The organism is Nitrosomonas marina, assembly GCF_900111605.1.
Taxonomy (GTDB): domain Bacteria; phylum Pseudomonadota; class Gammaproteobacteria; order Burkholderiales; family Nitrosomonadaceae; genus Nitrosomonas; species Nitrosomonas marina_A.
Genome location: NZ_FOIA01000016.1, coordinates 25,757 through 51,779 on the forward strand (window position 1 = coordinate 25,757; position 26,023 = coordinate 51,779).

12 protein-coding genes are annotated in these 26,023 nt (G+C 47.4%); 8 read left to right on the plus strand and 4 right to left on the minus strand.

Translation table 11 applies throughout. The features are described from left to right. Window positions 1–42: 42 nt before the first annotated feature. The gene (locus BMY62_RS08665) at window positions 43–3,963 is read right to left on the minus strand and encodes a Calx-beta domain-containing protein (protein WP_090658678.1); all 3,921 of its coding nucleotides are present in this window, start codon (window positions 3,961–3,963) and stop codon (window positions 43–45) included. Between the two features lie 390 nt (window positions 3,964–4,353). Between BMY62_RS08665 and BMY62_RS08670 the strand changes: the two genes are divergently transcribed. Next, the gene (locus BMY62_RS08670) at window positions 4,354–4,536 is read left to right on the plus strand and encodes a hypothetical protein (RefSeq protein ID WP_090658679.1); all 183 of its coding nucleotides are present in this window, start codon (window positions 4,354–4,356) and stop codon (window positions 4,534–4,536) included. A gap of 291 nt (window positions 4,537–4,827) precedes the next feature. On the opposite strand, the gene BMY62_RS08675 is transcribed toward BMY62_RS08670, so the two are convergent. From BMY62_RS08675 to BMY62_RS08685, 3 genes are all read right to left on the minus strand, one after another. Beyond that, window positions 4,828–5,292 carry a hypothetical protein gene (locus BMY62_RS08675; RefSeq protein WP_090658681.1) on the minus strand — a complete coding sequence of 155 codons (465 nt, stop codon included), beginning with the start codon at window positions 5,290–5,292 and terminating at the stop codon, window positions 4,828–4,830. Window positions 5,293–5,538: 246 nt separating this feature from the next. Further along, complete coding sequence (locus BMY62_RS08680; protein WP_090658684.1) at window positions 5,539–8,451, minus strand: beta strand repeat-containing protein; 2,913 nt, start codon at window positions 8,449–8,451, stop codon at window positions 5,539–5,541. Between the two features lie 117 nt (window positions 8,452–8,568). Continuing rightward, window positions 8,569–12,825, minus strand: a complete 4,257-nt coding sequence (locus BMY62_RS08685) for a beta strand repeat-containing protein (RefSeq protein ID WP_143058778.1) — start codon at window positions 12,823–12,825, stop codon at window positions 8,569–8,571. Window positions 12,826–13,609: 784 nt separating this feature from the next. Between BMY62_RS08685 and BMY62_RS08690 the strand changes: the two genes are divergently transcribed. From BMY62_RS08690 to BMY62_RS08720, 7 genes are all read left to right on the plus strand, one after another. Then, window positions 13,610–14,362 (plus strand): ABC transporter permease, encoded by a 753-nt coding sequence (locus tag BMY62_RS08690; protein WP_090658687.1) that lies wholly within the window; start codon window positions 13,610–13,612, stop codon window positions 14,360–14,362. Then, complete coding sequence (locus BMY62_RS08695; RefSeq protein WP_090658689.1) at window positions 14,352–15,671, plus strand: ABC transporter ATP-binding protein; 1,320 nt, start codon at window positions 14,352–14,354, stop codon at window positions 15,669–15,671. Before BMY62_RS08690 ends, BMY62_RS08695 begins: the two co-directional genes overlap by 11 nt. A gap of 8 nt (window positions 15,672–15,679) precedes the next feature. After that, window positions 15,680–16,663, plus strand: coding sequence for a GNAT family N-acetyltransferase (locus tag BMY62_RS08700; protein ID WP_090658692.1), 984 nt, complete (start codon window positions 15,680–15,682; stop codon window positions 16,661–16,663). 41 nt (window positions 16,664–16,704) lie between these two features. After that, window positions 16,705–17,757, plus strand: coding sequence for an acyltransferase family protein (locus BMY62_RS08705; RefSeq protein WP_090658694.1), 1,053 nt, complete (start codon window positions 16,705–16,707; stop codon window positions 17,755–17,757). After that, window positions 17,717–19,051, plus strand: coding sequence for a glycosyltransferase family 2 protein (locus tag BMY62_RS08710; protein WP_143058779.1), 1,335 nt, complete (start codon window positions 17,717–17,719; stop codon window positions 19,049–19,051). The genes BMY62_RS08705 and BMY62_RS08710 overlap by 41 nt, the downstream gene beginning before the upstream one ends. Before the next feature lie 35 nt (window positions 19,052–19,086). After that, complete coding sequence (locus BMY62_RS08715) at window positions 19,087–23,694, plus strand: rhamnan synthesis F family protein (RefSeq protein ID WP_143058780.1); 4,608 nt, start codon at window positions 19,087–19,089, stop codon at window positions 23,692–23,694. Between the two features lie 169 nt (window positions 23,695–23,863). Further along, a complete protein-coding gene (locus BMY62_RS08720) occupies window positions 23,864–25,972 on the plus strand; it encodes a glycosyltransferase (protein WP_090658700.1) in 2,109 nt (702 codons plus the stop codon). The last annotated feature ends 51 nt before the right edge of the window (window positions 25,973–26,023 follow it).

A 26,023-nucleotide genomic window follows, 5' to 3' on the forward strand; every position in this document is an offset into this window, starting at 1 on the left:
CGCGGTATTGAACCGCTAGTGGAAGAATAATCGCACATCAACCTACAAAATTATTTCGCTTACGACAACACCAGCAGCGCCAGGTATTAATTCAATGGCGCCATCATCCACAACCTGATTTGATAGTGCTGAAAATACTGAATTGAATGAAGCCACCGCATCAATGGTTACAGCGCCCCCGTTAGCCGGTGCTTCACCAGTGTTTGGCACCGTTGTACCCAATATGCCGGCAACAAAGTTTGTATAGCCGTTTGTTTGACCTGATGTGCCCGCCAGTGGATTGCCGCCGGTTTCATAGGTGAAGGACGATGCACTCAACACGGTGATCTCAGCGCCATTGGTTAACGTCAGCAACGCGGTATCGGAAGCCACAATCGAGCTGGCAATGCTCAAGCCTTCAAACAATTGTACGGTATTGGCGCCCTGGCTATCTGAAATGGTAATCTTCGCATTGTCATCAACGGTAGACAATGACAGCACATAAGTATCGTCACCGGCCGCTTTCGAAACAACGCCCCGCTGTGCAATCAAAATGTCATCATTTGGGCCGGCAGTGCCTCCACCCGTTGAACCGCTGGTTCCAGCGCTTGCAGTACCATCGGCATTAATGGTGATCGCGTCACCGCTATTGGTTGTACCCGCTGGCGGAACGCTGCTGCCAAGTATGTTGACAACAAAATTAGGGTAATCATGAATATCCCCGGTCGTACCGGCCAGCGGGTCACCACTGGTTTCATAGTGGAATGACGAAGCGCCAAGAATGGTAATTTGTGCTCCGTTACTTAAATCGAACCGCGCAGTATCGGAAGCAATAATTGAATTGTCGATACGCAAGCCTTCAAACAATTGAACGGTATTGGCACCCTGATTATCTGAAATGGTGATACGCGCATTATCATCCACAACAGCCGATGACAGCACATAGGTATCATTACCGGCTGCACTGGAAACTACACCGCGTTGCGCGATGACTATATTGGCATCAGGGTCTGGAGAATCATTGTTATCGTCATCGGGCTGCTGTAATACATCGTAACGAATCACCGTGCCTGTTTCCTGAGGCTCCACAGCAAATTTGTCCAGATCATATTCGCCTTTTAAGGTTAAGGTGAAATTTGACACGCCATCCTGATCCGTATCGACGTTCAAGATGGCCGAGCCAGGCGTTACTTCCAGATTATTTAGCGTAAAGAATGCATCCGCAACAAAAATCGCGTCATCTTCAGCAAAACCGTAGACTGTATCGCCATCCAGATCTTCCGCCGTACCGGCGATAATGTCGCTGCCTTGAGCTAAAATAGCTTCTTGCGCTTGCCACAAATTATAAGTATCGCGTCCTGTACCGCCAATAAATAAATCGTCATTATTCCCACCATGAAAAATCTCACCCTGACCGTTTCCAAAGAAGATAGCCGCTTGATCCTTGCTTTCCAAACTCTCAGTTAAATCAGCTTCTTTTAATGAATTCGACACTAACAAAGAAGCATTCTCATTGACATTGCTTTCCGGAAGCACAACTGTCGCATCTTTATTCTTGGAAAGAAAATTCCAGCCAATAGATGAATCTTTCAAACTGTTCCATGTATTAACCGTTGCAGCGGACACTTTACCGGCAGCATCTGTTACAGCGTCGATACCTGCCACCGTTGCCTCTAATACTTGTGAACCCAGATTCACAATTGAATCGAAAAACGCTTTACTGCCAGTCTTTGTTGCAGTCCAGATTTTTGTTGAAAAATCCAGTGTTTTTTGCCACGCACCAGCAGTCCAGTCTTTAACGTTTTCCCATTGGCTAGTGGACCACTCTGAAATGGCAAGCCATGCCTCGGTAGCCAATTCGCGCGTTGTTTGCCAAATCTCAGCGGAAAATCTTGCAATTCCTTCCCAAGTGTCTGCTGTCCAGTTTATTAAAACATCTTTGACCCATGTGCTCGCCGTCTTCACGGCCTCAACAACAGTATCTTTAATCGCCACCAGAAAGCCCTGAATCTTCACTCCAAATCCATGGATTTCAGATAGAATTTTCAAAAACACCCCTATATCTGTTCTGGCATCTTCCGCCGACTGGCGGTCCATTAATGCATCGGCAACATATGGGCCCAATTTTGCAGCTGGCGGCCATGTAACGCCTGCAGCAATTCCAGCAGTCGATGTTAATAGAGATGTAGCCAATAAAAAACTAAAATAGTCTGTATCGAATTTGCCACCAGAATATAAATAACTGAAACTCGGACTACTAAAACCGGAGAATGTCAGGCTACCGGTAAAATCACGATAATCATTTGCTGGTGCGACACCTGCCAAATCAGGGTTAGAATAAAGAACCCCATTAGACCAATGATTGGTATGTGCAGTCAGAACTTGACTAAAATAATTTGGAATCTCCGTGTTTCCATAATTGAGAATTGTATCGAAGTTATATCTAAAAATATCGCCAGGAATATAGTCGTCACCCGCAAGCTGCACCAAATCCCCTGAGGTAATCCAGTGTTTGACACTATCAACAAATGCGGGATTGAATTTGGTTACGAATTGTTCAGCGATGCCCGGGGAATTAAATGTAACGATCTTGCCAAGTGAAATACCATCGGAAGTCGCTTCGGCAGCCAGCAACTGTGCCTGGGCGCCTGCCTGGCTATGGCCGGTAATGCTCGGATCAGGGTTTTCTTTTAACCAGGCTTCTATACCTTTACTATTATTTAACCCTAAGTTTTTATTATTCCATGCATCAATAAATTCCTGATACCCAACACCATTAATATCAAAATTAGCCAACCAGTCAAAAGCACTGCCCGTACCACGAATCGCCAATATCGGCGCTTTACTCTCGCTTATTAGTCCGACCGCTTGAAATGTTCCTTGATTAAATACTTCATCAATTATGTAACCAAACGGCACCTGAATGGATGCCCATTTATCCAATGTAGCAAGCCGATCATCATAGGCCAAAATGCGGGCAAAATATTCGAGCTCGGATTCACTGGGTTTTTCCAGATCTACTAATACTTGACCATCCTGAATGGTAAATGTCGTTGATGCCAGATATTCAGAAGGGGGCTGGGTTGGATCACCCTGCACAATCAATCCAAATTTCTCTTCTGACTCATTAATACTGTCACTCAAAAGCGTGACCGGAATAGGTGCCGATACTTTCTCACCCACACCAAATGTATAGGGTTGATTCAGCAAACCCGTATAATCCCCTTGGTTAGTGCTCCCATGCACCTGCGTTGTGCTGATATAGACCGTTTCTTCCGATCCAATTCGGTTGTCCGGGCGCGTTATCGTGAAATTCAGAATACCGCTTGTCTCATACACCACAGTATTCTCCGGATCGATCGCCCAAGTACCAGTTGTTGGACCGGCAAGCTCAATCGTTTTGTCCAGAAACTGTACTTTCTCTACATTGCGCAGTTCTACAGTACCTGAATAAAAGGACCCAAAATCGCCATTCACCGACCCGCCTTTTGGTTGGATTCGTAAGATGCCACTTAAATCAACCATGGAAAAATCTTCGCTGTTGGCAAAATAAACGATCGTATCAGTACCACCACCGCCATCTATTAATGCGCCACCATTTTTATGATCAATTGCGTCATCTCCAGCGGTTCCAGTTATCTCCTCATAATTGGAATTTCTTCCTTTAATAATATTATTGCTGCTCGGTGGTGGCAGCGTTATCGTCTTATCCAAAAATTGCGCTTTCTCTACATTGCGCAACTCCACAACTCCTGAATAAAAGGACCCAAAATCGCCATTCACCGACCCGCCTTTTGGTTGGATTCGTAAGATGCCACTTAAATCAACCATGGAAAAATCTTCGCTGTTGGCAAAATAAACGATCGTATCAGTACCGCCACCGCCATCTATTAATGCGCCTCCATTTTTGTGGTCAATTGTGTCATCTCCAGCAGTTCCAGTTATCTCCTCATAACTGGAATTTGTTCCTTCGATTATCGCCATTCCGATTTATTCATTCTGATTAAAAGGTTTCAATTGACCACACTAACTGTACTTGTCAGTACGTTTTTTGGGTATTGATGATAATTATCCAAGCAAAATTTGTACCTAAGTCCAATATAATCCTGCAATCCCTTATAAATACTGGAATAACCTTTTCAATTTGGCAATGTCATTAGAAAAAAACACAGGCTGAATAACCCTTATGTAAAAATATACGACACCTGGCCATGTCAAGAATGCCTGACTTTGATAACAAAGCCATGCACACTTTGCGAAACACATTTCACAAGTTGCTGTTAATATACAGCTTTTTTCTAACAGACACCGAAGCAGCGTTATTATCGCTGCAATTGTGTGTGTAAAATTTATCGACAAGCCTTATATCAAATAATGGAATTACAGATACTGTTACGAGCTGAGGAAGGTACATCGGATAGTGACGAGAAAGCTGACAAGCCCATGAACCGGCTTGAATCCCGTAGATCTACACAGGATATCGGCAAGAGCTGGCACACCGCCTCGGCCGACGCCGTTAAGAAGCTGAAAAGCTGCTTTGATTCATTTTATGATTGAATTCAAGGACAAACTGATTGGATATTTTTGAACCAGACGGTTACACCGTTAAATTTACAGTCCCTCTGGTAGGAACCCGTCAGTATTACATCCAATTTACTTAAACTGCAGGTGCACTCTATGATAATAATTTTTCAATTCCATGCTAAAACAACACAGGTGGATGTGCGGGCGCATTAAACAGGTTGCATCAAAGTTATGATCCTTTTTTAATCAACTTCTGCCCTCATTTTATTTTGCCGAATCGACATGACCTCTTAGGCAGTCACTGCAAGCTAATGGATTTTATACTTAAGGCATATACTTGATGGCGGCAATAACAATGCCACCTACCGTAAGCGTAGTCGTAAAAGACCAAACCATAAAACGATCAATGCGGGTAGTTAATACTTCAAATCGCTTATCAACCTGCTCAAATCGTTTATCGATATGCTCAAATCGTTTATCGATATGTTCAAATCGTTTTTCGATCTGTTCAAATCGTTTGTCGATCTGTTCAAATCGTTTGTCGATCTGTTCAAATCGTTTGTCGATTTGCTCAAATCGTTTTTCGATCTGCTCAAATCGTTTTTCCATTTGTTTGAAACCTTCGATCATCAGTTCGCGCTGATGCTTTAACTCTTCTTCAACTCGAACGATTCTTTCTCTGATTTCCAGCTCATAGCGAACATTATTATTGGCCATATCAGGCCGTTCTGTTAAAACTTCAATAATAAGATTGCGAATTTCTTCAATATCTTCTGTCGCAAGCGCCATGTCTTTTTTCCTACACCAGTTTACTGACTAATCATATCATTTATGACACCATTTCGGTCCTGATGTTTATTGATTGTTTAATTTGTTTGGAACAGCGTAATTCTATTAACGCAAGATCTGCCCCCCCTTGTTGTACTACTCGCAGTTGGATTTAAATATTATTACTCATAAAAAAGTCCCTCAAATAAAATTTGAGGGACTTTTATTTACAAAGATAGTTTTATATCTTTTTGAACCAGTTACATCTTAGGTAAACAACAATGTATCTGGTGCACCATCGGTAAATGTTGATGTAGACAAATCTAATTGTCCAGTCAGTTTAACTGCAATATCCGTTGCAGCAAATGTGTTGCCAGCAGTATTATCTTGAACGAGATAAGTATTGCCTCCGAACTGGAACCAGTCAACTATCGTGTTCGTACCACCATCACCAGCGGCTGCAATATCAAGCGCTGCTGCAAGGTTTGCGGCGCCGGACACATCAACTTTAGCAGCGGTAAACTCACTTATGCCATTACCCGCAGCCAATGATATTGTTTCACCTAAGGTGAAGTCAGTAATTGTTGGAGCCAGTAATGTGGTAGATGTTCCACCCAGTGCTGTCGTAACGATAAAGGTATCGGTACCACCATTACCTGTCATCGTTGCGCCATTAACGCTTGATTGAATGCTGTCATTGTTACTACCACCTATCAGGATGTCGCCAAGACCGCTTCCAGCTGCAAAAGCTGTTTGATTACCGATAATTGTTAAAGCGCCAGTCAGATCAGCTGCGTCAAACTTACTTCCTGTTGCTGTAGCGGCTGTCGCATTGGTAATGGTAAGGTTAGAATTACCCGAAATGTCATACACACTGTTATCAGCATTCGATAAGGTGGTGATAGTGTTGGTTGTAACTCCCGCAGTTCCATTTGAGGTTAACGTTACGTCAGTTTGACCAACCGTTAATGCCGTTGCTGTTGTTCCGTTATTAAGATCAATCGCGAGATCATTAACGCCTACCGCGCTACTATACGTTTGCGCTGTTGAACTAGCGTTTAATGAGATTTTTGCGCCGGTTGCTATATTGGAAATGGTATTGGTCAATGCTGCCGTATCAATTGCAAATGATTTGATGGTCGTTAATGAAGAGCCATCAATCGTTATATCGGCATTCAACCCCAGTACTTCGAAATTCTGCGCAGCGTTAATTTTGGTCAGTTCATTAGCACTGATCACTGTATCTGAGATACCCAGCTTATCAGCAGTACCGGCACCGCCATCTAATTGACTGCCCGCTGTCAAAACACCAAGATTATCATCTGCAAACGTGATTGCATCATTCCCAGAACCACCAGTAAATGTGAAGCCGGCTTTGGTTGTCGCTGCAGTTGCATTTACATTGACGCCGCCACTGCTCGTACCTGCATTTACATTATTTAATGCAGCCGCATCCGCTGCTGCCAGCGCATACGTTATCTGTTGGCTACCGCCGACCACATGGTCACGCACCGTTGCTGGTCCTGTCAATGTGCTAATGGCATTCGTAGCACCGTTTGACATAATATTCAATGTTTGCGTTGATGCGCCACCCGTAATGGTCAATGCCTGAGGTGTTGCTGCTCCTTGGTATCCATTTAAATGCAGATTCAAAGCAGCATCATTGGGCCCCGCCCAGGTAGTAGGAAAGGCTCCAGCAGCACCATTGGTTGGACCTGTAGCCAATTGCAGCGTTTGATCGGTCGTTGTGGTAATGGTTCTACCTGCAGCTGCACTTAATGCTGATGCATTGTTAATGGCAATCTTCTCTATACCTGTAGCGGCTTTTGTCAAAGAGGAAAAATTTTGATCTGCATCCGCGACATGATCAATAATCAAATTTTCAGTATTGGTAATCACACCAGTTGGACTTGGAGTTGCTCCACTCAGAGTAAATCCGGAGCCAAATATTGTAAATGTATCCGTACCGCCGGCGCCATTGATTTGATCGGCTGCATTGACTGTTAGCCCACCAGCAGTGATATCACCGATTATGCTATCGTTATTACCCGAACCATTATATACGTCTGTTGCTGCTGTCAGCGCAAACACGTCACCGCCACCCGATGTGCCGTCATTAACGGTCGTTTCTTCTTCAAGTGTCGTGCCATTGACTTCTGCAGTTACAGTATACATTTCAGGCAGCTCCGTCAGCCCATCGCTTTTTGCCGCCACTGCGAAAGTTGCTGTTGTAGAACCCGCAGCAATAGTGACTGTTTGTGGGTTAAAGGTTCCTGTTGCGAAGTCATTCAGGTTCGTTGTATTGGTACCCTGGTCTGCCGCAGTAGAATCTCCGGGCGATACTGTAAACACGACGTCGGTATCTGAGGCCAATTCTTCGCTTGCTGTTACGGTATACGTAACATCTGTTCCTTCAGTTCCATTTTCTACACTTGGCGTCAGTGTAAAAGTCAGTTCCGTATTGTTGGTAACTTCTGTTGCCGACAACGATGCGGCATCGTTGCCTGCATCATCCTGAACGCGATTACTTGCAGGTTGTGTGTAGGCAACTGTCAGTGTGTCTGTGCTTTTTACCGGCGCATCCAGGGTCAATGTCACTTCGGAACCGGAAACTGACACTGAACTAATGGTCGCAGCTGATCCGCCTACCAGTACTTCGAAATCACCCAATGCTGGAATACTGTTATCATCCAGTGATTCGTTGTAGGTCAGGACTACACTTGTGCCATCTGCCGCTGCGCTGCTGAATTCAGGCGCTGTTTCATCAACGGGTGGTGTATCAGGTGGAATAGTGACCGCTCCGCCATTGCTGGGATCTTCGCCTTCTCCTGGTACTGTTGTGCCTAATGTATCTGTTACAAATCCACTATAATCACTTGACGTTCCCGGTGTGCCTGTCAGCGGGTTGCCGCCAATTTCAAATGTAAAGCTTGATGCGCCCAGAACCGTGATTACCGCGCCATTACTTAAGGTCAGTTGCGCCGTATCATTCGCCACCACAGAGCTCGTAATTTCCAATCCGCCAATTAATTGGATTTTATTTGCACCCTGCGTATCAGATATGGTGATTTCAGCATCTGCATCAATCAGTGCAGGTGATAAAATGTAAGTATCATCACCACCGACGCCTGCTTGATTTCCTCGTTGCACATTAATTACATCATTTTGCTGTGTAGCCATTATAAATGCCTCCAGTTTTGTAAAAATTATCCTAAAACCTTAATGAAACCGTATGAACCTTTTAATGTGCTGCCTTTATATCACAATGGATACGGCAGCACAAATGATGAACAACGATTAAATCACCTCTATTGCTACTGTTGATGGATCGGCGACACCGATCAATTCCAGAGAAATCGCATTACCGGTTGCTTCATCAATACCCAGATTGATAAAGGTACTACCTGTAATTTGATTCTGCTGTACAGCAACAATATTCTCATCTGCCAATTCGAAGCCGTTTAAAGCATCGAGCGTCGTTATACCATTATCTGATGGATCAAGATCGAATTGAATCGAATCCTCAGTTATATCAAATCCGGTAATCTCAAATTGTCCCACGTAATCTTCTGCTAAAGAAAATACTTCAGCACCATCAGCAGCGGTAATGTCATCGGTTACCGGCACTGGCTGTACAGGCGGCTCAACACTATCGTTTACAGTGACGCTAGCGCTAGCACCGCCATCCAGTGTTACTGTCAGGGTTTCCTGACCTTCTTCAACACCATCAAATGCCACCCCAATTGAAATAGTAGCGTTACCATCTGCATCTACGGTTGCCGTGCCGGTCAATTCACCACCGTCCACATCGTCCGCATCCACACCTGATATGGTATAGCCAATCGTATCACCCGCTTCAGTATTTGCAGAGGTCACGCTAAATACAGCCGAATTACCCTCATCAACTGAATCCTGATCTGCGCTGATAGCAAACACTGGATCACCAACTGGCGGTTCAATTTGTACTGCGGTTACTTCATTATCGTCGGTATCCGTAAGCGTTAACGCCACATTGTTGAAATTCGCAATTGCGTGTTGAGTTGTTGCGCCGGTCGAGTTAGTGAAGACGTAAACGCGGCCGCCCGGTGTTAACGGATCGTTATAAAACGCTACAGATCCATTGATATCGAGACCATTGATGTCAATGGTATCTTTCTCGACTTCTGCAGTCAGCGGATTATCCTGCGCACCACCCAGATTAATCACGTGCCCGGCACCACCATATGCAATGGTCAACTCGATGTTGTCCAGTCCACCAAAACTTTGGTCTCCGGTAATATTCAATCCGAATGCGCCATTCAGATCCCTTGCATTGATATTCAACACAGATGCTGCGATTGGCGTAAGGTCTGTACCGGCCGGATCAGTCATCTGTCCATCGTTTGCTGTGATATTCAATGTTTCTGTTTGGCTTGGTGTCGCTGCGTGACCTGCATCCACCAGTGCATCAACCACGGTATTATTCAATGTCAGATTCAGCGTTTGTGTTGTGGCCTGATCATTATTGATTACGATATTGCCGACATTTTTAATATTGGCAAGATCCGAGGTTGTCAGCGTTGATGTATTGCGAATCTCCAACACGTCATTATTCGCGATACCTGCACCGGCTTGAACCAGATTACCCGCAGCATCACGTTCGTCGACGTTGTTGCTGATATCTGCTTCACCACCGTCGATGATGTTACCGCCGTTGGCGTTGGCGTCATTCAACACGAATCTGTCTACTGTTGAACCGGTACCTTCTTCGCCATCATAAGAGAAGTGGTTATTGGCAGACAACGTTGTAGCATCAATACGCACATCATTATTCGATACGCGGCGATCGACATTACCCTCAACAATGCCATCATTTGGATCCGGGTTGACGGTAACAATACTGCCATCATCATTTGAAATATGGACGATATCGCCGTTTTCGCCATTTGCGTCGATCATGTCGTTATCGAGCTGGATGAAGTATTTATTACCTGCGCCATTGCCCGCCAGATACAGATTCTGGAATCCATCCACATTATCCCATTCTGATTGCTGGATAACGATATCAGTACCATTACCATCTATAACAAGCGTGTTAACGCCGTCACCACCTGAGACGTGATCTGCATTGGTCAGGCCGGCTGTACCGCGCGTGGTTGAGCTGGGGCTAACATCGTCAAAAATTACCGTATCGTCACCCGCGCCCATGGTAATGGTTTGTCCGCCATCAGTATTGGCTGCTGTTGAGCTGACACGCACGATTATATCGCCAACGGCTTCAGCGGCGTCGATGGTTCCAGCGACAACACGCACCTGGGTGTCAAGCGCAGCCACATCCTGTCGGCCCAGGCCATTGGCAGTACCGCCGGTTGTGCTGATCAAGTCCAAACCCTGCAGACCATTTGCCGCTTCAGCCGCCATCACATCGTCAGCCTCGGCCGCATCGTAGGTGTCTCCACCCTCTTCCTGGGCTGCTATCGTAGCTTCATCAAGATCTGTTTCCAGTCCGGCGGCTGCAGCCGTATCCACATCAAAGTTCAGGAATTTACCGGCAATACCACCCTGAATGGTGATCGTACCCTTGTGTGTCGCGAAGCTGGTCAGCTCCACTGAATTGGATTCTGAATCGTTGTCGATGATTGTTACGTTTTCAACGCCATTTCCGCCGACTTGATTGGTTTTGACCGTAAAGTTAAAGCGTTTGTCAGAATTCACGCCCTCATCGATTGAAACGCTTAGCAACTCATCATTACCACTCACGCTGGCGAGTCTTGCATCAATGGTTGTATCGACGATGCCGCCATTACCTGTCGTGCTGTGCTGAATATGCATATCGGCGGCTTGTGCTGCAGACATGTTATCAAACCTTGCTACCTGATCGGTTCCAGGGTCAGTCGCATTAAAATTCGAATCGTCAGAGATATTCCGCACATTTAAGGTTGTGGTATCAGGGAACTGATTCATATCCAACCTTACATCCGCGTTATACAACTGCACATCGACAGTTTCAACGCCAGTAACACTGCCCAGCACACCACCCTGGAATGCCACCAGGGTGTCTGCGCCTTCTCCGCCAGAAATACTATCACCAGCCTGCACCAGATCGTTTAAGTAGAATGTATCGTCAGCGGCAGAGCCGATGATTGTCACATCCTGATCAACGCCGGATGTATCAGCCTTACCTGTGGAAACAAATCCCGGCCCAATGTTTAATGTCAACGCACCTGTCATGCCTGACGCGTCAACTGTAGCAAGACGGCCTTGAGTTTGGTCTATTCCGCCCAAATGCACTACGGCCTCTTCACCATCTGGTCCAACAATCGCATTTGAAGCTGACAGATTTAAATCCGCTTCGCCTTCAATGACAACACTGCCATTGGTGCCGGTATCCATTGGCAGACTCAACAGACCAATGGAGTTTGACGCAGTACCTGCACTATTCAGATTTACGTTTTCATAGCCCTGGCCTGCAACGCCCAGCCCTGTAATGCCTGATGCATTTTGACCAATATTGAGATTTAACAATTGAACATTGTTGATTTCCATCGACACGCTGTTTTCACCTGACAGCACTCCCGCTGCATATGAAAACTCAACCGTGCCATCATCATTCGCATTCGTATTTGATAAAGACAGTTGATCAACTGTCGCATCTTGAATATTTCCCACTTCTGCACGGTTAACCGCTTCTGAAACGCGCTTGATATTAATAGCAGTCAATCCGCTGGCATCCTGCATATCCAACGCGCGCACCGCACCCCCTTCAGATCCATCAGAACCAGAGAATGTCAGATTTGCGGTTTGAATATTATTCAATGTCGGGGTAATCGTTGTGCCACCGTTGTCGTTTGCATTACCCAGGGTTGCATTTAATGTTGGATTTGGGCCAACACCAGTCAGTTCATCCTCATCCTGCAGTGCATTAATACGATCATTTCCACCAGGTGTGAAAACCAAACCAGCCAAAAAGGTATTAGCTGATGCAATATCGGTATCAGCCGTCAGGGTAAAACTTCCAGGAATACCAACACCGGCATTGGCCAGAACCTGGTCAATATCGTCTTGTGAAATAGGACCTGAACCTGTAATCAGCGGATCATCCAGCACAGCCTGCATGGTCGCCAGATCGGAGCTTGATGCTTCTGCGTTATAGGCCTTGGCCACAGCCGCTTTGTTTTCCAGCAGTTGCGCCGTTTCGGCAAACTCTGCCGGCAGCTCTGGCTGCATCAGATATACGACTGCCTGGTAGACCAGCGTGCCGATTTCCGTACCACCATCAATGCCTGCTTCAAAATGATTGATTGCCAGCGTTGCGGGGCTTCCCTCAACGCCATCCGCCGTCAAACCAAAGTTACCGGCCAGTACGGCAGCCTGTTCTGCTGAAGTGCTTGCAGAACCCATCACACCGTCCGTAAATTCCGTTTTGGTGGTCAGGATATTTAACACTTCAGGAATTGACAAACCATTATCGACAGCATTTTCCAGCTGCGCGTTGATCTCCTTTCCTGCAGCAGCGTCAAAAAGCCCTATAACACCTTTCAGAAGTTTAGTTTGGTCTTCACTAGATATAGCCATGGGAGCTCCCTTGTTAAAAAAATTAAAAAACATTATTTACTTCAATATAGATAGTAAATCACTTGCAAGCTTTTCACTTATCTTTTAAATCCATCATTCAGACCTCGGATTTATATCAGCAATATTGCCCTTGTTACTTTTTTATTTAGCTGTTTGTTAAAGCGCTGTAACAATTCTGTAATATGAGATTACTATATAGCCAATATTAACCCATAAGCCGAGTCAAGCTGAATTCTGCACAAAACCAGCCTAGTTTGCAAGTAAAATACCCTAGTCGCCATTTTTACTTGTTGCATCTTTACAACAACCCGGCAAACGTCGACTGATTATCATTTGACAGGCCGACCAAATTAGAAAGCAGTTTATATTTCAAAACTAATTTATTGATTACGCGTTATAACAATGAACGAGTCACTTCAATCATTCAAACTATCACAATTACGGCACAATCCGAAATGATGGCAATTCAGCCCGCCACACACGGTACGTTGACTGTGTTTTTTCCCAAAAACGATTACAACCACTTGATATATAGAATAATTATTAAACCTATTCTCAGAGTAACACCCGGTGGCATTTGAATTTTTATGCATTCACACTTCATGTATTAACATAATACCGCAATAAAAAACTGCAACAACAAACCCGCGAACCCCGGTTTCAAATCTGCGATAATTGTTTTTTTCAATTCTACCGTTCAATATATCTTTTGCACCCCGGAAGAAAAATCACAATTCCAGATATATTTCTATGCCTGACGCAGCATTATCAACTGGCGCTGCAAATGATCAGGCGCGAAATAACCAGCCGTTACCGCGGCTCCATCCTCGGCCTGCTCTGGTCTTTTGTCACGCCATTACTAATGCTGGCCATTTACACATTTGTCTTTAGCGTGGTATTCAAGGCACGGCTGGAACTTGCAGATGGTACAGACAACAGATTCGAATTTGCAATGGTCCTGTTTGCCGGCCTGATCATATTCAATTTATTCTCCGAATGCATGACTCGCGCACCTGCACTGATTCTGAACAATGTCAATTATGTCAAGCGCATTATTTTTCCGCTGGAAATTCTGCCCTGGATTACCCTTGGCGCTGCGCTTTTTCACACTGGCATCAGTTTTCTGGTCCTGTTTGCATTTCTACTATGTATCGGTCAATCCCTTTTCTGGACGGCCCTGCTGCTGCCTGTTGTCATATTCCCTTTCATACTGTTGACAATGGGGCTGTCCTGGTTCCTTGCATCTATCGGCGTTTTTGTCCGCGACATTAGTCAATTCATCGGTCTTGTTCTGACCATGCTGTTATTTATGAGCCCCATTTTTTATCCTGCCTCCGCGCTGCCGGAATCAGTCCGCGCCTATCTGTTCCTGAACCCGCTGACATTTATCATTGAGCAGACACGCGCGGTTATCCTGTTCGGACAATTACCGGACTGGGCAGGCATGGCCGTTTATTATGCAATCGGTTTTCTGGTTGCGTGGGGTGGCCTGGCATGGTTTCAGAAAACCCGCAAAGGTTTTGGCGATGTCTTATGATACCGGCAGAGAAGCTGCTTCCGGCCCGGCAGCTTCAGAAAAAAATATCGCAGCAGCGATACAGGCAACAGGCCTGTCCAAATGTTACCAGCTGTACAACACCCCCCGCGACCGGCTTAAACAGTTTTTATGGCGCGGCAGACGGCAGTATTACCGTGAATTGTGGGCGCTGCAGAATATAGATCTGACAGTATCTCACGGCGAGGTTGTCGGTATTGTAGGCCAGAACGGCTCCGGCAAATCCACATTGCTGCAGCTGATCTGCGGCACACTCACGCCAACCAGCGGAGAAATCAGTGTTGAAGGCCGCGTTGCTGCTTTGCTGGAACTCGGCGCCGGGTTCAACCCGGAATTTACCGGGCGTGAGAACATTTACATGAATGCAGCCATTCTGGGCCTGAGCCAGTCGGAGATAGAAGACCGTATCGATCGTATTATCGATTTTTCAGGCATCCACGATTTTATCGACCAGCCTGTCAAAACGTATTCCAGCGGCATGTTTGTGCGCCTGGCTTTTTCAGTTGCGATCAACGTAGACCCTGAAATTCTGGTCATTGACGAGGCCTTGTCTGTCGGAGACGGCGCGTTCTCACGCAAATCCTTCAACCGCATCATGCAATTGCGCGACGCCGGCAAAACCATTTTGTTCTGCTCGCATTCCATGTTTCAGGTCGAGTCATTATGTTCTCGTGCCATCTGGATTGATCAGGGCAGAATGATGGCGGATGATGAAGCAGCCAGGGTTGTCGCTGATTACCAGACATTTCTGGACAAAAGCGCGGCAACCCAGAACGGCGGTACCGTCACAATAACACCGCAAGCCGGGAAAACGCCCCCACCGGCAGAACCCGTTCAGTTTTCACCCGGGCGCGCCCGCCTCAAAACAGTCAGAATACTGGCTGACGGGCGGGATTACAAAAGCACGCCCATCATCAGCGGCCAGTCCACGCTGTCGGTTCAAATCACATTTTTATCGGACCCGGAGCTGCCATGCCCGAACATCGCCATCACCATCCACAGTATGGATGCGCGCACCATCACCAGCGCAGCAACCTGGGAAGACCATATCACACCGGTCCGCCAACAGGATGGCACCGGCGGCATCTGCCTGACGATCGATCAGCTGCCCCTGCTGAAAGGCGAATATTTTGTCAGCGTGCATCTATTGTGCGAGCGCGGCATTCATATTTATGAGTCCGCAAAAGCCATTGCAACTTTTCAGGTTGACCAGGAAGGCCGTTTGCAGGGGTACTTCAGACTGGCCCACCGCTGGGAAAAAGACACGCACTTTCCACACGACAACCCTTGACGGATTTCATGGAAACACTGACAGGCGATCAGCGCGACAAAAAATGGCAATGCCGCTGGGCTGCGCAGCACGACCAGGACGCGCTGCTCGCACTGTTCAAATCTGCATTCGGCCGCCCCATGCCGGACGGACTCTGGCAATGGAAGTATGCCTGGCAAAGCAAACCCGGCATGCTGGCTTATACCGACGATGGGATCATTGCCTATTATGGCGGCATGCCCCGTACATTCTGTCTCAATAACAAAGCTATCAAGGCGGTGCAAATCTGCGATGTCATGGTGGCGCCACAAATGCGCGGCATTCTGACACGCAGAGGTCCGTTTATGCAGACTGCCGATACTTTTCTGAGCGAGCAGGCGGGCACAGACAAGCCTTTTCGTTTTGCGTTCGGTTTCCCTTCACACCGGCATGCAAAGCTGGGCGAAAAAACCGGATGGTACACACGCTCGGATACGTTTCTGGAAACCATCTGGCCTGCCAAACGCGTTCGTCCCTATTTATCCGCATGGTTCAAAACCAGACCGCTGAGTCCGCACGATTCAGCCACGGTGAATGCGCTCTGGCACATCATGCGATCGACTCTTCCGGATTGTCTGATACCCCGGAAAGATGCCGCTTTCTTCAACTGGCGTTACTACCGGCATCCGAGTCATACCTATACGACCTATGTCGTTTCGAGACGATGGAAAAGCAAACCAGTGGGTATTTTTACACTACGCGACCATGGCGCCGGTTCCGATATGGAACTCATGGACCTGCTTGGGCCGCCTGATATACTGCCAATCCTGCTGAGCACTGCGCTGCGTATCACTAAAGCCGCTGGCCGAAAGCGGTTATTCAGCTGGATGACCCCAGCAGTTTTGCAACAACTGCCAGCACCCGAAACCGCACAGGAAATATCCGGCGTATATGTGACACCCGATTACAAGCGAAAGATTGAAGAACAGCGTCTGCACTGGTGGCTGATGTGCGGGGACACTGATTTTCATTAGCAGGAGCCTGACTAACGGCCCGAAATCTCGATACTTGCTTTATGAATGACATTCGCCCAACCCGGGGAATCAATATATCGATCGAACTGTTACGTGGCGTCGCCGCCATTATGGTCATGCTGTGTCATTATGCCGTGATACTACAGGGGACTGAGCGTGGCTGGTTGAATTTTTTCTATACCGGAGTCGATTTTTTTTTCGTCATCAGCGGTTTTGTTTTTGCTCCAACACTGCTTGCACCGGCCCGGGAAAATGCAGCGGCATTTGCCACCAGGCGCGTTTTCAGGATCTATCCGCTGTTTTTGGCTGCGATTGTTTTTTACGCCCTATTGCCCCATAAAACCTGGGATAACAGCATTATTCTGCAGCACGCCCTGTTTCTTCATACCGCTGTTTCCAAAGAAATTGCTTTTTATTACAACCCTGCATTCTGGTCTCTCCCTGTAGAAATGGAGTTCTACATGCTTATCGCTTTTTGTGTGTTTCTCAGAATACGCAGCACATCCTTTATCATGATATTCCTGTTTGGGTTTTCGCTTCTGACCGGACTCATGGCACATCAATTCCTGCCAGCCGATTCGCACGCAAAACTGGTACTTTCCCATCATTTGCCAACTATTCTTCCAGAGTTCCTGCTGGGGACACTGGCATTTCAAATAAGTAGAAAGTGCGCCCAATTGCCGGGCCTGGTTCTTGGCGCCGCAGGCCTGGTCCTGCTATTCATGCTTGGACAGGGTTTTGTTACGCACGGCGACACTATGTCTGACCTGACCTATGGTCAGTTTAATCTGTTATGCGCACTGGGTTATCAATGGATCCTCATCGCTGCCGTCGTGCTGTTCAGCCCGGCCCGCGCCGGTGCTCCTCTCTCACAGCTGGCAAGCGCCCTGGGAAATCTCAGTTATGGTATTTATTTGTTCCACAATGCAATACCGCCTTTATTGAAACACTATTTTCAACTTGACGGCATGCTTTTGTTTACAAGTTCCACCGTGGGCACTCTTTGTATCGCCGCTGTCATGTACAATATACTGGAAAACCCCGCACGCAACTATGGCAGACACTTTGCCCGGCAACTCTATAGACCCGGCTGACCGGATTCGCGCAAACAGCAGGAAAACAGCAGACAGCGGTTCATCCATCGGCTCGTTCTTTAACAATGCGCCGCTTGCCGGGTATATATTCTGGAAGTTATATTTCTACTGCCAGATCACACAATCGCACATGATTGCGATGATCAGTCATTTAAGACTGCTACCGCTCAACCACTTACTGCCCAGGCTTAAAACTATGATTTCGGTCATTCTCGTCAACTACCACGCTTCCCGTCTCGCGATTAAAGCTGTTGCATCCGTCATCGATCAGGCGAACATTGAAAAACCCGAGATAATCGTGATTGACAACAGCACGAGTGAATCCGAGCATGCTTTCATGCGCGCACATCTGCCCGACGAAGTCACTTATATCATCAACCAGCACAATACCGGTTTCGCCCAGGCCTGCAATCAGGCCTACAGCCGTTCCAGCGGCAAATTCATACTGCTGCTGAATCCGGATGCGCGGCTGCTGCCGGACGCCTTATCACGACTCTCGGATTGCCTGATCAAACACCCGGACGCAGGCGCTGTCGGCCCACGAGTTTACTGGGACGACGATTGCCGCTTTTTTATGCCTCCCAGCACATTCCCATCCAACACAGGTTTTTATAAAGAAGCCGTGTCCAGACTGCATCCATATCTGGCCAGTTACCCATCGTTTGATTTCCGAAAAAAAGCGCTGCAATCATGGACCTGCACTGCACCGATAACCGTGGAAGCATTATCCGGCGGTCATGTACTGCTTCGCCGGGATGCGATCGAACAATGCGGCGGCCTGTTTGACGAACGTTTTTTTATGTACTGGGAGGACAGCGATCTCATGCATCGCCTGAAAAAAACAGGATATCGTGTGTATATGGAACCAACAGCGGGCTGCCTGCACTATTACGAACATACCAGCACAAAAGATGAACTGATCGCACGGGGATGGCCTGCTTATCTGGACAAGAACCTTGCCCATACAACAGGCTTCCAGATCGCCAACTGGCTCAATCAGCGATTGCCCCCTGCAGTAGTTCCTGACATTGAACCACTTGCATGCCACGATGAAAAACTGAGTTTTCCCGTTCCGGCGGAATTAAGTAACGCCTGGCTTCTGGAACTGGGCACAAGGCCGCAGTTCATACCGGCTATCGGTTTGTTTGGCAGCGGCCCTACGGCGGAAGTCAGCACGGCGTTATTCAAAAGGCTGCGCGAGAAAACCTACTATGCACGTTTATCCGCGCCCAATTCCAGGCCGGATTTGGTATATTATTGGCAGTGGCAGGGCTATTCGCCAGACACGCACTAAAAACAACAAACCACCGTATCTTCTCAACTAGATCATTGGAAAATTTACTTATTCCCTTCCAGGCCGTCAGAAATATTTCCGGTAATCGCATTTTGGTTTTGGCACCCCACCCTGATGACGAGGTGTTTGGATGCGGCGGCGCCATTTTGCGGCATGTCGAACGGCATGACTTCATACAGGTCATTATCGTCACGAATGGCGCCCACGGCGTCGATGATACTGAAAAATCCAGCTATATTCATCAGCGTCAGCAGGAGAGCCAGGTTGCAGCAGCCATTCTGGGCTACGGCAACCCCGTTTTCTGGCACTATCAGGACCGCGAACTCAGTTATGGCGAGAAACTGGTCACCGACATTCTGGCTGCCATCCAGCAGACTGATGCTGAGCTGATATACGCACCGTCTGTTTATGAAATCCATCCGGATCATCGCGCACTGAGCATGGCCGCGATTGAAGCGGTACGTCGATCCGACCACCCGGCACACCTGGCCATGTACGAAATCGGACAGCCGGTGCGACCCAACCTGCTGCTTGACATCAGCGATCTGGCAGACCGCAAAATGGAAGCCATGCGCTGTTTCGCATCACAACTGGCCAAACAGCGCTACGACCTGGATATTGCTGCACTTAACCGTTACCGGACCTACACGTTGGCGGCCGAAGTAACGGCAGCGGAAGCCTACATTCTGACCAGCACTGCAGAGCTGGCCAGTGACCCGCTCAACCTGTTCCAATCCGAACATACCCGGCAACAAAAATCGGGGCTGGCCATTGATACGGAAGACCTGCCGCTGGTCAGCGTAATCGTACGCAGCATGGACCGGTCCACGCTGGCAGATACACTGGATTCGGTTGCGCTGCAAACCTACCCCAATATCGAGATTGTCATTGTCAACGCCAAAGGGACCGGCCACAAAAAACTGGATCCATGGTGTGGACGTTTTCCATTACGGGTGACAACCAATGACGAACCACTTCACCGCAGCCGGGCCGCCAATCTGGGACTGCAGACAGCAAAGGGAAAATACCTGATATTTCTGGACGATGATGACTTTTTCTATCCTGAACATGTCAACAATCTGGTTGCTGCATTACAAAACCGGCGGAATGCCCGGTGCGCATACGCTGGGGTACGTGTCGAACACTATACCGATGATGTGCTTGACCAGGTTACCGAATTCAATGAACCCTACAATCATCACAGGCTTTTGAGCAGAAATTTTTTGCCGATTCATGCCGTATTGTTTGAAAAGTCACTTGTTGATTCCGATCAATGTGCATTTGATGAAAACCTGGATGTATTTGAAGACTGGGACTTCTGGATTCAGATTTCGCTCTGCTGTGAAATCGTGCATATCGACAAAATCAGCGCCGTTTATCGTAATTATGGTGATTCGGGCCTGGGTCGCGGCCTGGATAAGATTTTTCTGCGAAAAACGCGCAGCAGGGTCTATGAAAAATGGAAATCCCGGTTTTCCGGTGAACAACTGGAGGATATGGTTTTGTACTGGGAAGACAAAACCGAATCGTTGACAACGCAACTCGCTGCCAGCACAGCACAGGTTCACACGTTACAAATTCGTGTCGACCATTTGGAGAATGACAAACAATCCAATACTCAGTTCATTCAATTACTGCAAAACTCGATTCATTCACTGCAATCGCATAATAAGCACTTGACCGGTGTTATTACCAGTTTCACACAATCCACTTCCTGGAAAATCACGGCACCTTTGAGATTTGTGTCGCGTATCGTTCACGGTCAATACCGCGAAGCATGGAATGGCTTGCGCAGCAGAATGCTACCGTTCGCAAAAAAGATATACAGAATCCTGCCTGCTCGATTGCGGCAGCGCGTTGTGGCAATCGTTTACCGTTTTGCAGGTTCCCTGTTTGCCGGTACCGAGCACTATGAGCTATGGCGCATCGAGCAGCAATTTGCCAAAAACCCGATGCCGATTCATGCAAATACAGCGCTGACCGGCTTGACCGACATTTCGGAAACTGAACCGCTGGCGACACCACCTTCCGGACGTATTGCGATCCACGCGCATATTTTTTATGCGGACCTGGCCAATGAATTTGCCATGTTCCTGAAAAATATGCCTTACCCCTACGACCTGTTCGTTTCGGCTGCCAATGAAACGGACAGAGACACATGTCAGCGGATTTTTTCACGTTTACCGCAGCTCAAACAACTGGTCATCACTGTTGTACCAAATCGCGGACGCGATATCGCGCCTTTTTTCTGTACTTTTGGCCAAACACTGCAGCAATATGACTATATTGCCCATATTCACAGCAAAAAATCACTGTATAGCGATGGCAAAGCCGATGGCTGGCGCGAATACCTGCTCAATCATCTACTGGGCAGCCAACTACAGATTCGGAAGATTTTTTCACTGTTGACAGGAGACCAGAACGCCGGCCTGCTCTATCCGCAGAATTTCACTGCCCTGCCGCATTGGGCAAACACCTGGCTCTCCAACAAAACCATTGGATACCGGTTATGCCGGAAACTCGGCATCGCGCCAATTCCTTCCGGCTATTTCGATTTCCCGGCGGGCTCTATGTTCTGGGCACAGTCCAAAGCAATTCAACCCTTATTCAATGCAGGTTTCAACATTGAGGATTTTCCGGAGGAAGCCGGTCAAAACGATGCCACGCTTGCGCACTGCATCGAGCGCGTTTTTGCCCTGACAACCCGGCAATCCGGATTTAGCACCATTATTCTGCAGGACAAAAAATCCCTGAGCTGGTCGCGCTGGCGCATTGACCGTTATATGTTATATCAACAGGAAATCATCGAAACCACACTACGACACCCCGATGTACGCGTAGTGGTTTTCGATATTTTTGATACTTTAGTGACACGTCCGTTATTAAATCCAGAGGACATCAAAAAAATTATTGCTCAACGTGCGTCAGGTGAAGCGGCTGAACGTTATCTTGAGTTTCGCGTCATGGCTGAAAACCAGGCGCGTCAAGGAGCAGGGCGCGATGTTGGCCTGGGCGCCATTTACAGGGAGTTGTCAGCTTTGTCGGGCCTTTCTGCGGAGGTAATTGAGCAACTACGCACACTTGAAGAAACTATCGAGTCTTCTGCGGTATCACCGCGTCCGGAAGCAATTGCCTTGTTTCAGCTTGCCAAAAGCATCGGCAAGCGCGTGATTCTTGCCAGCGACATGTATTTGCCCAAACCGATTATTGAAAATCTGCTGGCACAATGCGGCATCAGCGGATGGCACGCGTTTTACCTGTCGTCCGAGAGTGGGTTGCGAAAGGATACGGGCGATTTTTACCAGCGGTTGCTGGCGGACGAAAATGTGTCTCCACACGAGATCCTGATCATTGGCGACAACGAACAATCCGATGTGCAAAAACCCGGAGATTTCAAATTCAGAGTTACGCATGTGATGCGGCCTGTCGAACTCGCACGCGCGACACCACGCTTTGAACCGGTTATTGAAAACGCCTGCAATCCGGACTTTCGGGACGATCTGAATACGCAGTTAACCCTGGGAGCAATTGTTCAGGCAAATTTTCAGCCTTTGTTTTATCCAGATTTCGACCCGGCCGAGTTCGTCCCGGCATCACCCTGGTCAATCGGATTCACAATCGCTGGTCCGCTGATATTGTCCTTTGTGCAGTGGCTGGCCAAAAAAGCCGCGGGCGACGCAATGCAGCGCCTTTATTTTGTCGCACGTGAAGGCCAGATACTCAAGATAGCTTATGATTTGTGGACATCCGATGACAGGCATGCGGTTCCATCAGAATATCTCGTACTCTCGCGCCGGACCATCACCGTCCCGATGATTACAAACCTAGAGGACATTTATAAAATCGCCTGCACAGACTATGCACCCAATCCCATGCCGGATTTCATTTTTGAGCGGTACGGCATCGTTCTGTCAGATGAAGAATGCGAAACACTCGCAAAGCGCAAACTATGGCCACATAAAAAAAAGGTTTTCGTGGAAAATGGAAACATCGACCATCTGAAACCGCTGTTGCAGGCCCTCGAGAAACGTATCCTTGAGCAGGCCATGCAGGAACGGCCTGCACTACTGGCCTATCTGCAGAACACGGGCCTGAATGCGGACAATCCGAACGCCATTGTCGACGTTGGTTATGCAGCAACAACTCAGGGATACTTAAACCGGCTGTTACAACAAAAAGTTCACGGCTATTACCTGATCACACTTGACACAGCCGAAAAAGTTGCCAAGACACATCAGGTCATCACCCAGGGTTATTATTATCATTTCACCAGACCAAGTGCGACCGAACCGGTCCTCTACAGAAAAAGTTTTACTTTGGAAAAAATTTTCAGTGCGGATGATGCACAGGTTGTCCGTTACCGGACATCCGAAACCGGTGAAATTGTCCCCGAGTTTCGTCTGCTATCGGATGAAGAGCGGCAATCTGCGGCAACGCGCGCCGAAATCCGGCGCGGCATACTCGAGTTTATTCAACAATCGATCAAAATCCGGAATAATTTAGTGAACAATTTTGTGGTTCCATCGCACCTGGCGGAAACATTGTTTTTACAGTTCATCGAGAACCCTTCCGAATCTGAGCTCGATCTGCTGCGTTCAATTGTACTGGACGATTTTTACTACGGTCACGGCCTTGTGCGTTGATAATCTATCATCATAAAAGACATGATAAAATAACCACAAATCATTTATTTCTCAGTATAAATGTATAATAATCCAGCGTATTTCAATTATAATAATTCGCTGACTGGCCGCAGTCGCTGACAGCCAAACTGTTTTTATACGTCTTAACCCATAACCATAGAAACGTTCAGTGATACATTTACTCAAGTATTTTCCGGTCGCACTCAGTATTCTGAAAACACAAGGTTTAAAGGCGCTGCTCAAGCGTATAGCCAAAAAACTGTTTTCGCCGTCGCCAACAAAGCACATACCTGAAATTTGTTATTCCGTAGCATGCCAGCATCATCTCCTTTGTTTTCAGGAAAGTACCGACCCGGAGATATCCATTATTATTCCGGTCTACAACAAGTCCCTGTACACGTTCACCTGTCTCAAATCGATTCATGAAAACAGCGGCAGCAATTTATATGAGGTGATCGTCGTAGATGACGCCTCCAGCGACGACACGCCCCAGATGCTCGACAATGTCACCGGAATTACAGTGATTCGCAATGCCGACAACAAAGGCTTCATTCGCTCAAGCAATATAGGTGTTCAAGCGGCAAAAGGCCGGTATATCGTGCTGTTAAATAATGACACGATTGTTACGCAAGGCTGGCTGGATGCATTAACACATACATTCAGACGCTTTCCCGACGCTGGACTGGTCGGCGCCAAGCTCATTTATCCTGACGGCAGACTACAGGAAGCTGGCGGCGTCGTCTGGCAGGATGCATCCGCCTGGAACTATGGACGCTACGACAATCCCGACAAACCCGAATATTCCTATTGCAGAGCGGTCGACTACTGCTCAGGGGCATGCCTGATGATACGGCGACAGGACCTGATTGACCTCGGTCCTTTTGACGAATATTATGCGCCCGCTTACTACGAGGACACCGACCTTGCGTTTCGCGTCAGAAAAGCCGGAAAAAAAGTCTACTATCAGCCCGGCGCACTGGTCGTTCATTTTGAAGGCGTTTCTTCCGGCACCGATGTTTCAAAGGGTACCAAGCAATATCAGGTAGTCAATCACAAAAAATTCTTTAACCGCTGGAAGGATACGCTCAAATTTCACCGCTCGAACGGTGACAGCCCACAGTTCGAAAAAGAGCGCAGCGTTAAAAAGCGGGTACTCATTATCGACGCACTTGTTCTCAAGCCTGATAACGATTCCGGCTCATTACGCATGTTCAATCTGCTGGGGGTTTTCCAGAATTTAGGATACAAGGTGAGTTTTATTGCCGCAAACGAACTCACTTATCACGATGTTTATACACGGCAAATGCAAATGAACGGCGTTGAGTGCTTTTATCGGCCTTACCTGGAATCTGTATCCGACCACCTCAAATCACATGGACACCTATACGATGTGGTTTTACTTAGCCGTGTCAATATCGCGGAAAAACATATCGACGCTGCTCGAACATACTGCATGAATGCGATGATTTTGTTTGATACTGTCGATCTTCATTTTTTACGCGAGCAGCGGCAAGCTGATCTCAATCAGGACAAACTGCTGCTGGCTACGGCCAGAATGCGCAAGCAGCAGGAACTGACAACGGCACGCAAAGCGGACAGGACATTACTCGTCAGCCCGGTGGAAATCGAATTGTTCAAACAGGTTGCGCCTGACGTTCCGGTAGCGCTGTTATCGAATATTCATCAAAATCAGGACACAACTTTCGGTTATCAGGAAAGAAAAGACATTCTGTTTATCGGTGGCTTCGAGCATCTGCCAAACGTAGATGCCATGGAGTTTTTTATAAACGAGGTTTTTCCGGTGCTTCATGCATTAAAACCTGACATCAGACTGCTGATCGTCGGTTCCCATCTACCCGGTAACATTGCAGCCTACGCATCCTCTCATATCGTAATAAAAGGCTTCGTACCCGACATCAAACCGGTTTTTGATCTCGTCCGGCTGTCTATCGCACCACTTCGATACGGCGCCGGCGTTAAAGGCAAGATCAATACCAGTATGACCTACGGCGTACCGGTTGTTGCCACAAGCGTGGCCGCGGAAGGCATGAAACTCGAGCACGACAACGATATTCTGATCGCTGACGAGCCTGAAGAATTTGCCAGACAAATTATCCGGGCATACGATGATGAACAGCTGTGGACGAGTCTATCCAATTCCGGTAAAGCCAATATAGAAAAACATTTCTCTTTTTCCGTCGCTGAACGTCAGCTCAACGAAATTCTAACGGATCACCAGCTTTCCGGAGAAGCTGTCGATCAGGCGGTGAATGCGTAAGAATACTGATATGGTCAATTCAGCATACTATTTTTAATGCCGCAGCGCATA

Excerpts from the sequence above, each read along its gene's own strand:
- BMY62_RS08680 (WP_090658684.1), bottom strand. The coding sequence starts at position 8,451 with ATGGCTACACAGCAAAATGATGTAATTAATGTGCAACGAGGAAATCAA.
- BMY62_RS08685 (WP_143058778.1), bottom strand. The coding sequence starts at position 12,825 with ATGGCTATATCTAGTGAAGACCAAACTAAACTTCTGAAAGGTGTTATA.
- BMY62_RS08690 (WP_090658687.1), top strand. The coding sequence starts at position 13,610 with ATGATCAGGCGCGAAATAACCAGCCGTTACCGCGGCTCCATCCTCGGC.
- BMY62_RS08695 (WP_090658689.1), top strand. The coding sequence starts at position 14,352 with ATGTCTTATGATACCGGCAGAGAAGCTGCTTCCGGCCCGGCAGCTTCA.
- BMY62_RS08670 (WP_090658679.1), top strand. The coding sequence starts at position 4,354 with ATGGAATTACAGATACTGTTACGAGCTGAGGAAGGTACATCGGATAGT.
- BMY62_RS08675 (WP_090658681.1), bottom strand. The coding sequence starts at position 5,292 with ATGGCGCTTGCGACAGAAGATATTGAAGAAATTCGCAATCTTATTATT.
- BMY62_RS08710 (WP_143058779.1), top strand. The coding sequence starts at position 17,717 with ATGGCAGACACTTTGCCCGGCAACTCTATAGACCCGGCTGACCGGATT.
- BMY62_RS08665 (WP_090658678.1), bottom strand. The coding sequence starts at position 3,963 with ATGGCGATAATCGAAGGAACAAATTCCAGTTATGAGGAGATAACTGGA.
- BMY62_RS08705 (WP_090658694.1), top strand. The coding sequence starts at position 16,705 with ATGAATGACATTCGCCCAACCCGGGGAATCAATATATCGATCGAACTG.
- BMY62_RS08700 (WP_090658692.1), top strand. The coding sequence starts at position 15,680 with ATGGAAACACTGACAGGCGATCAGCGCGACAAAAAATGGCAATGCCGC.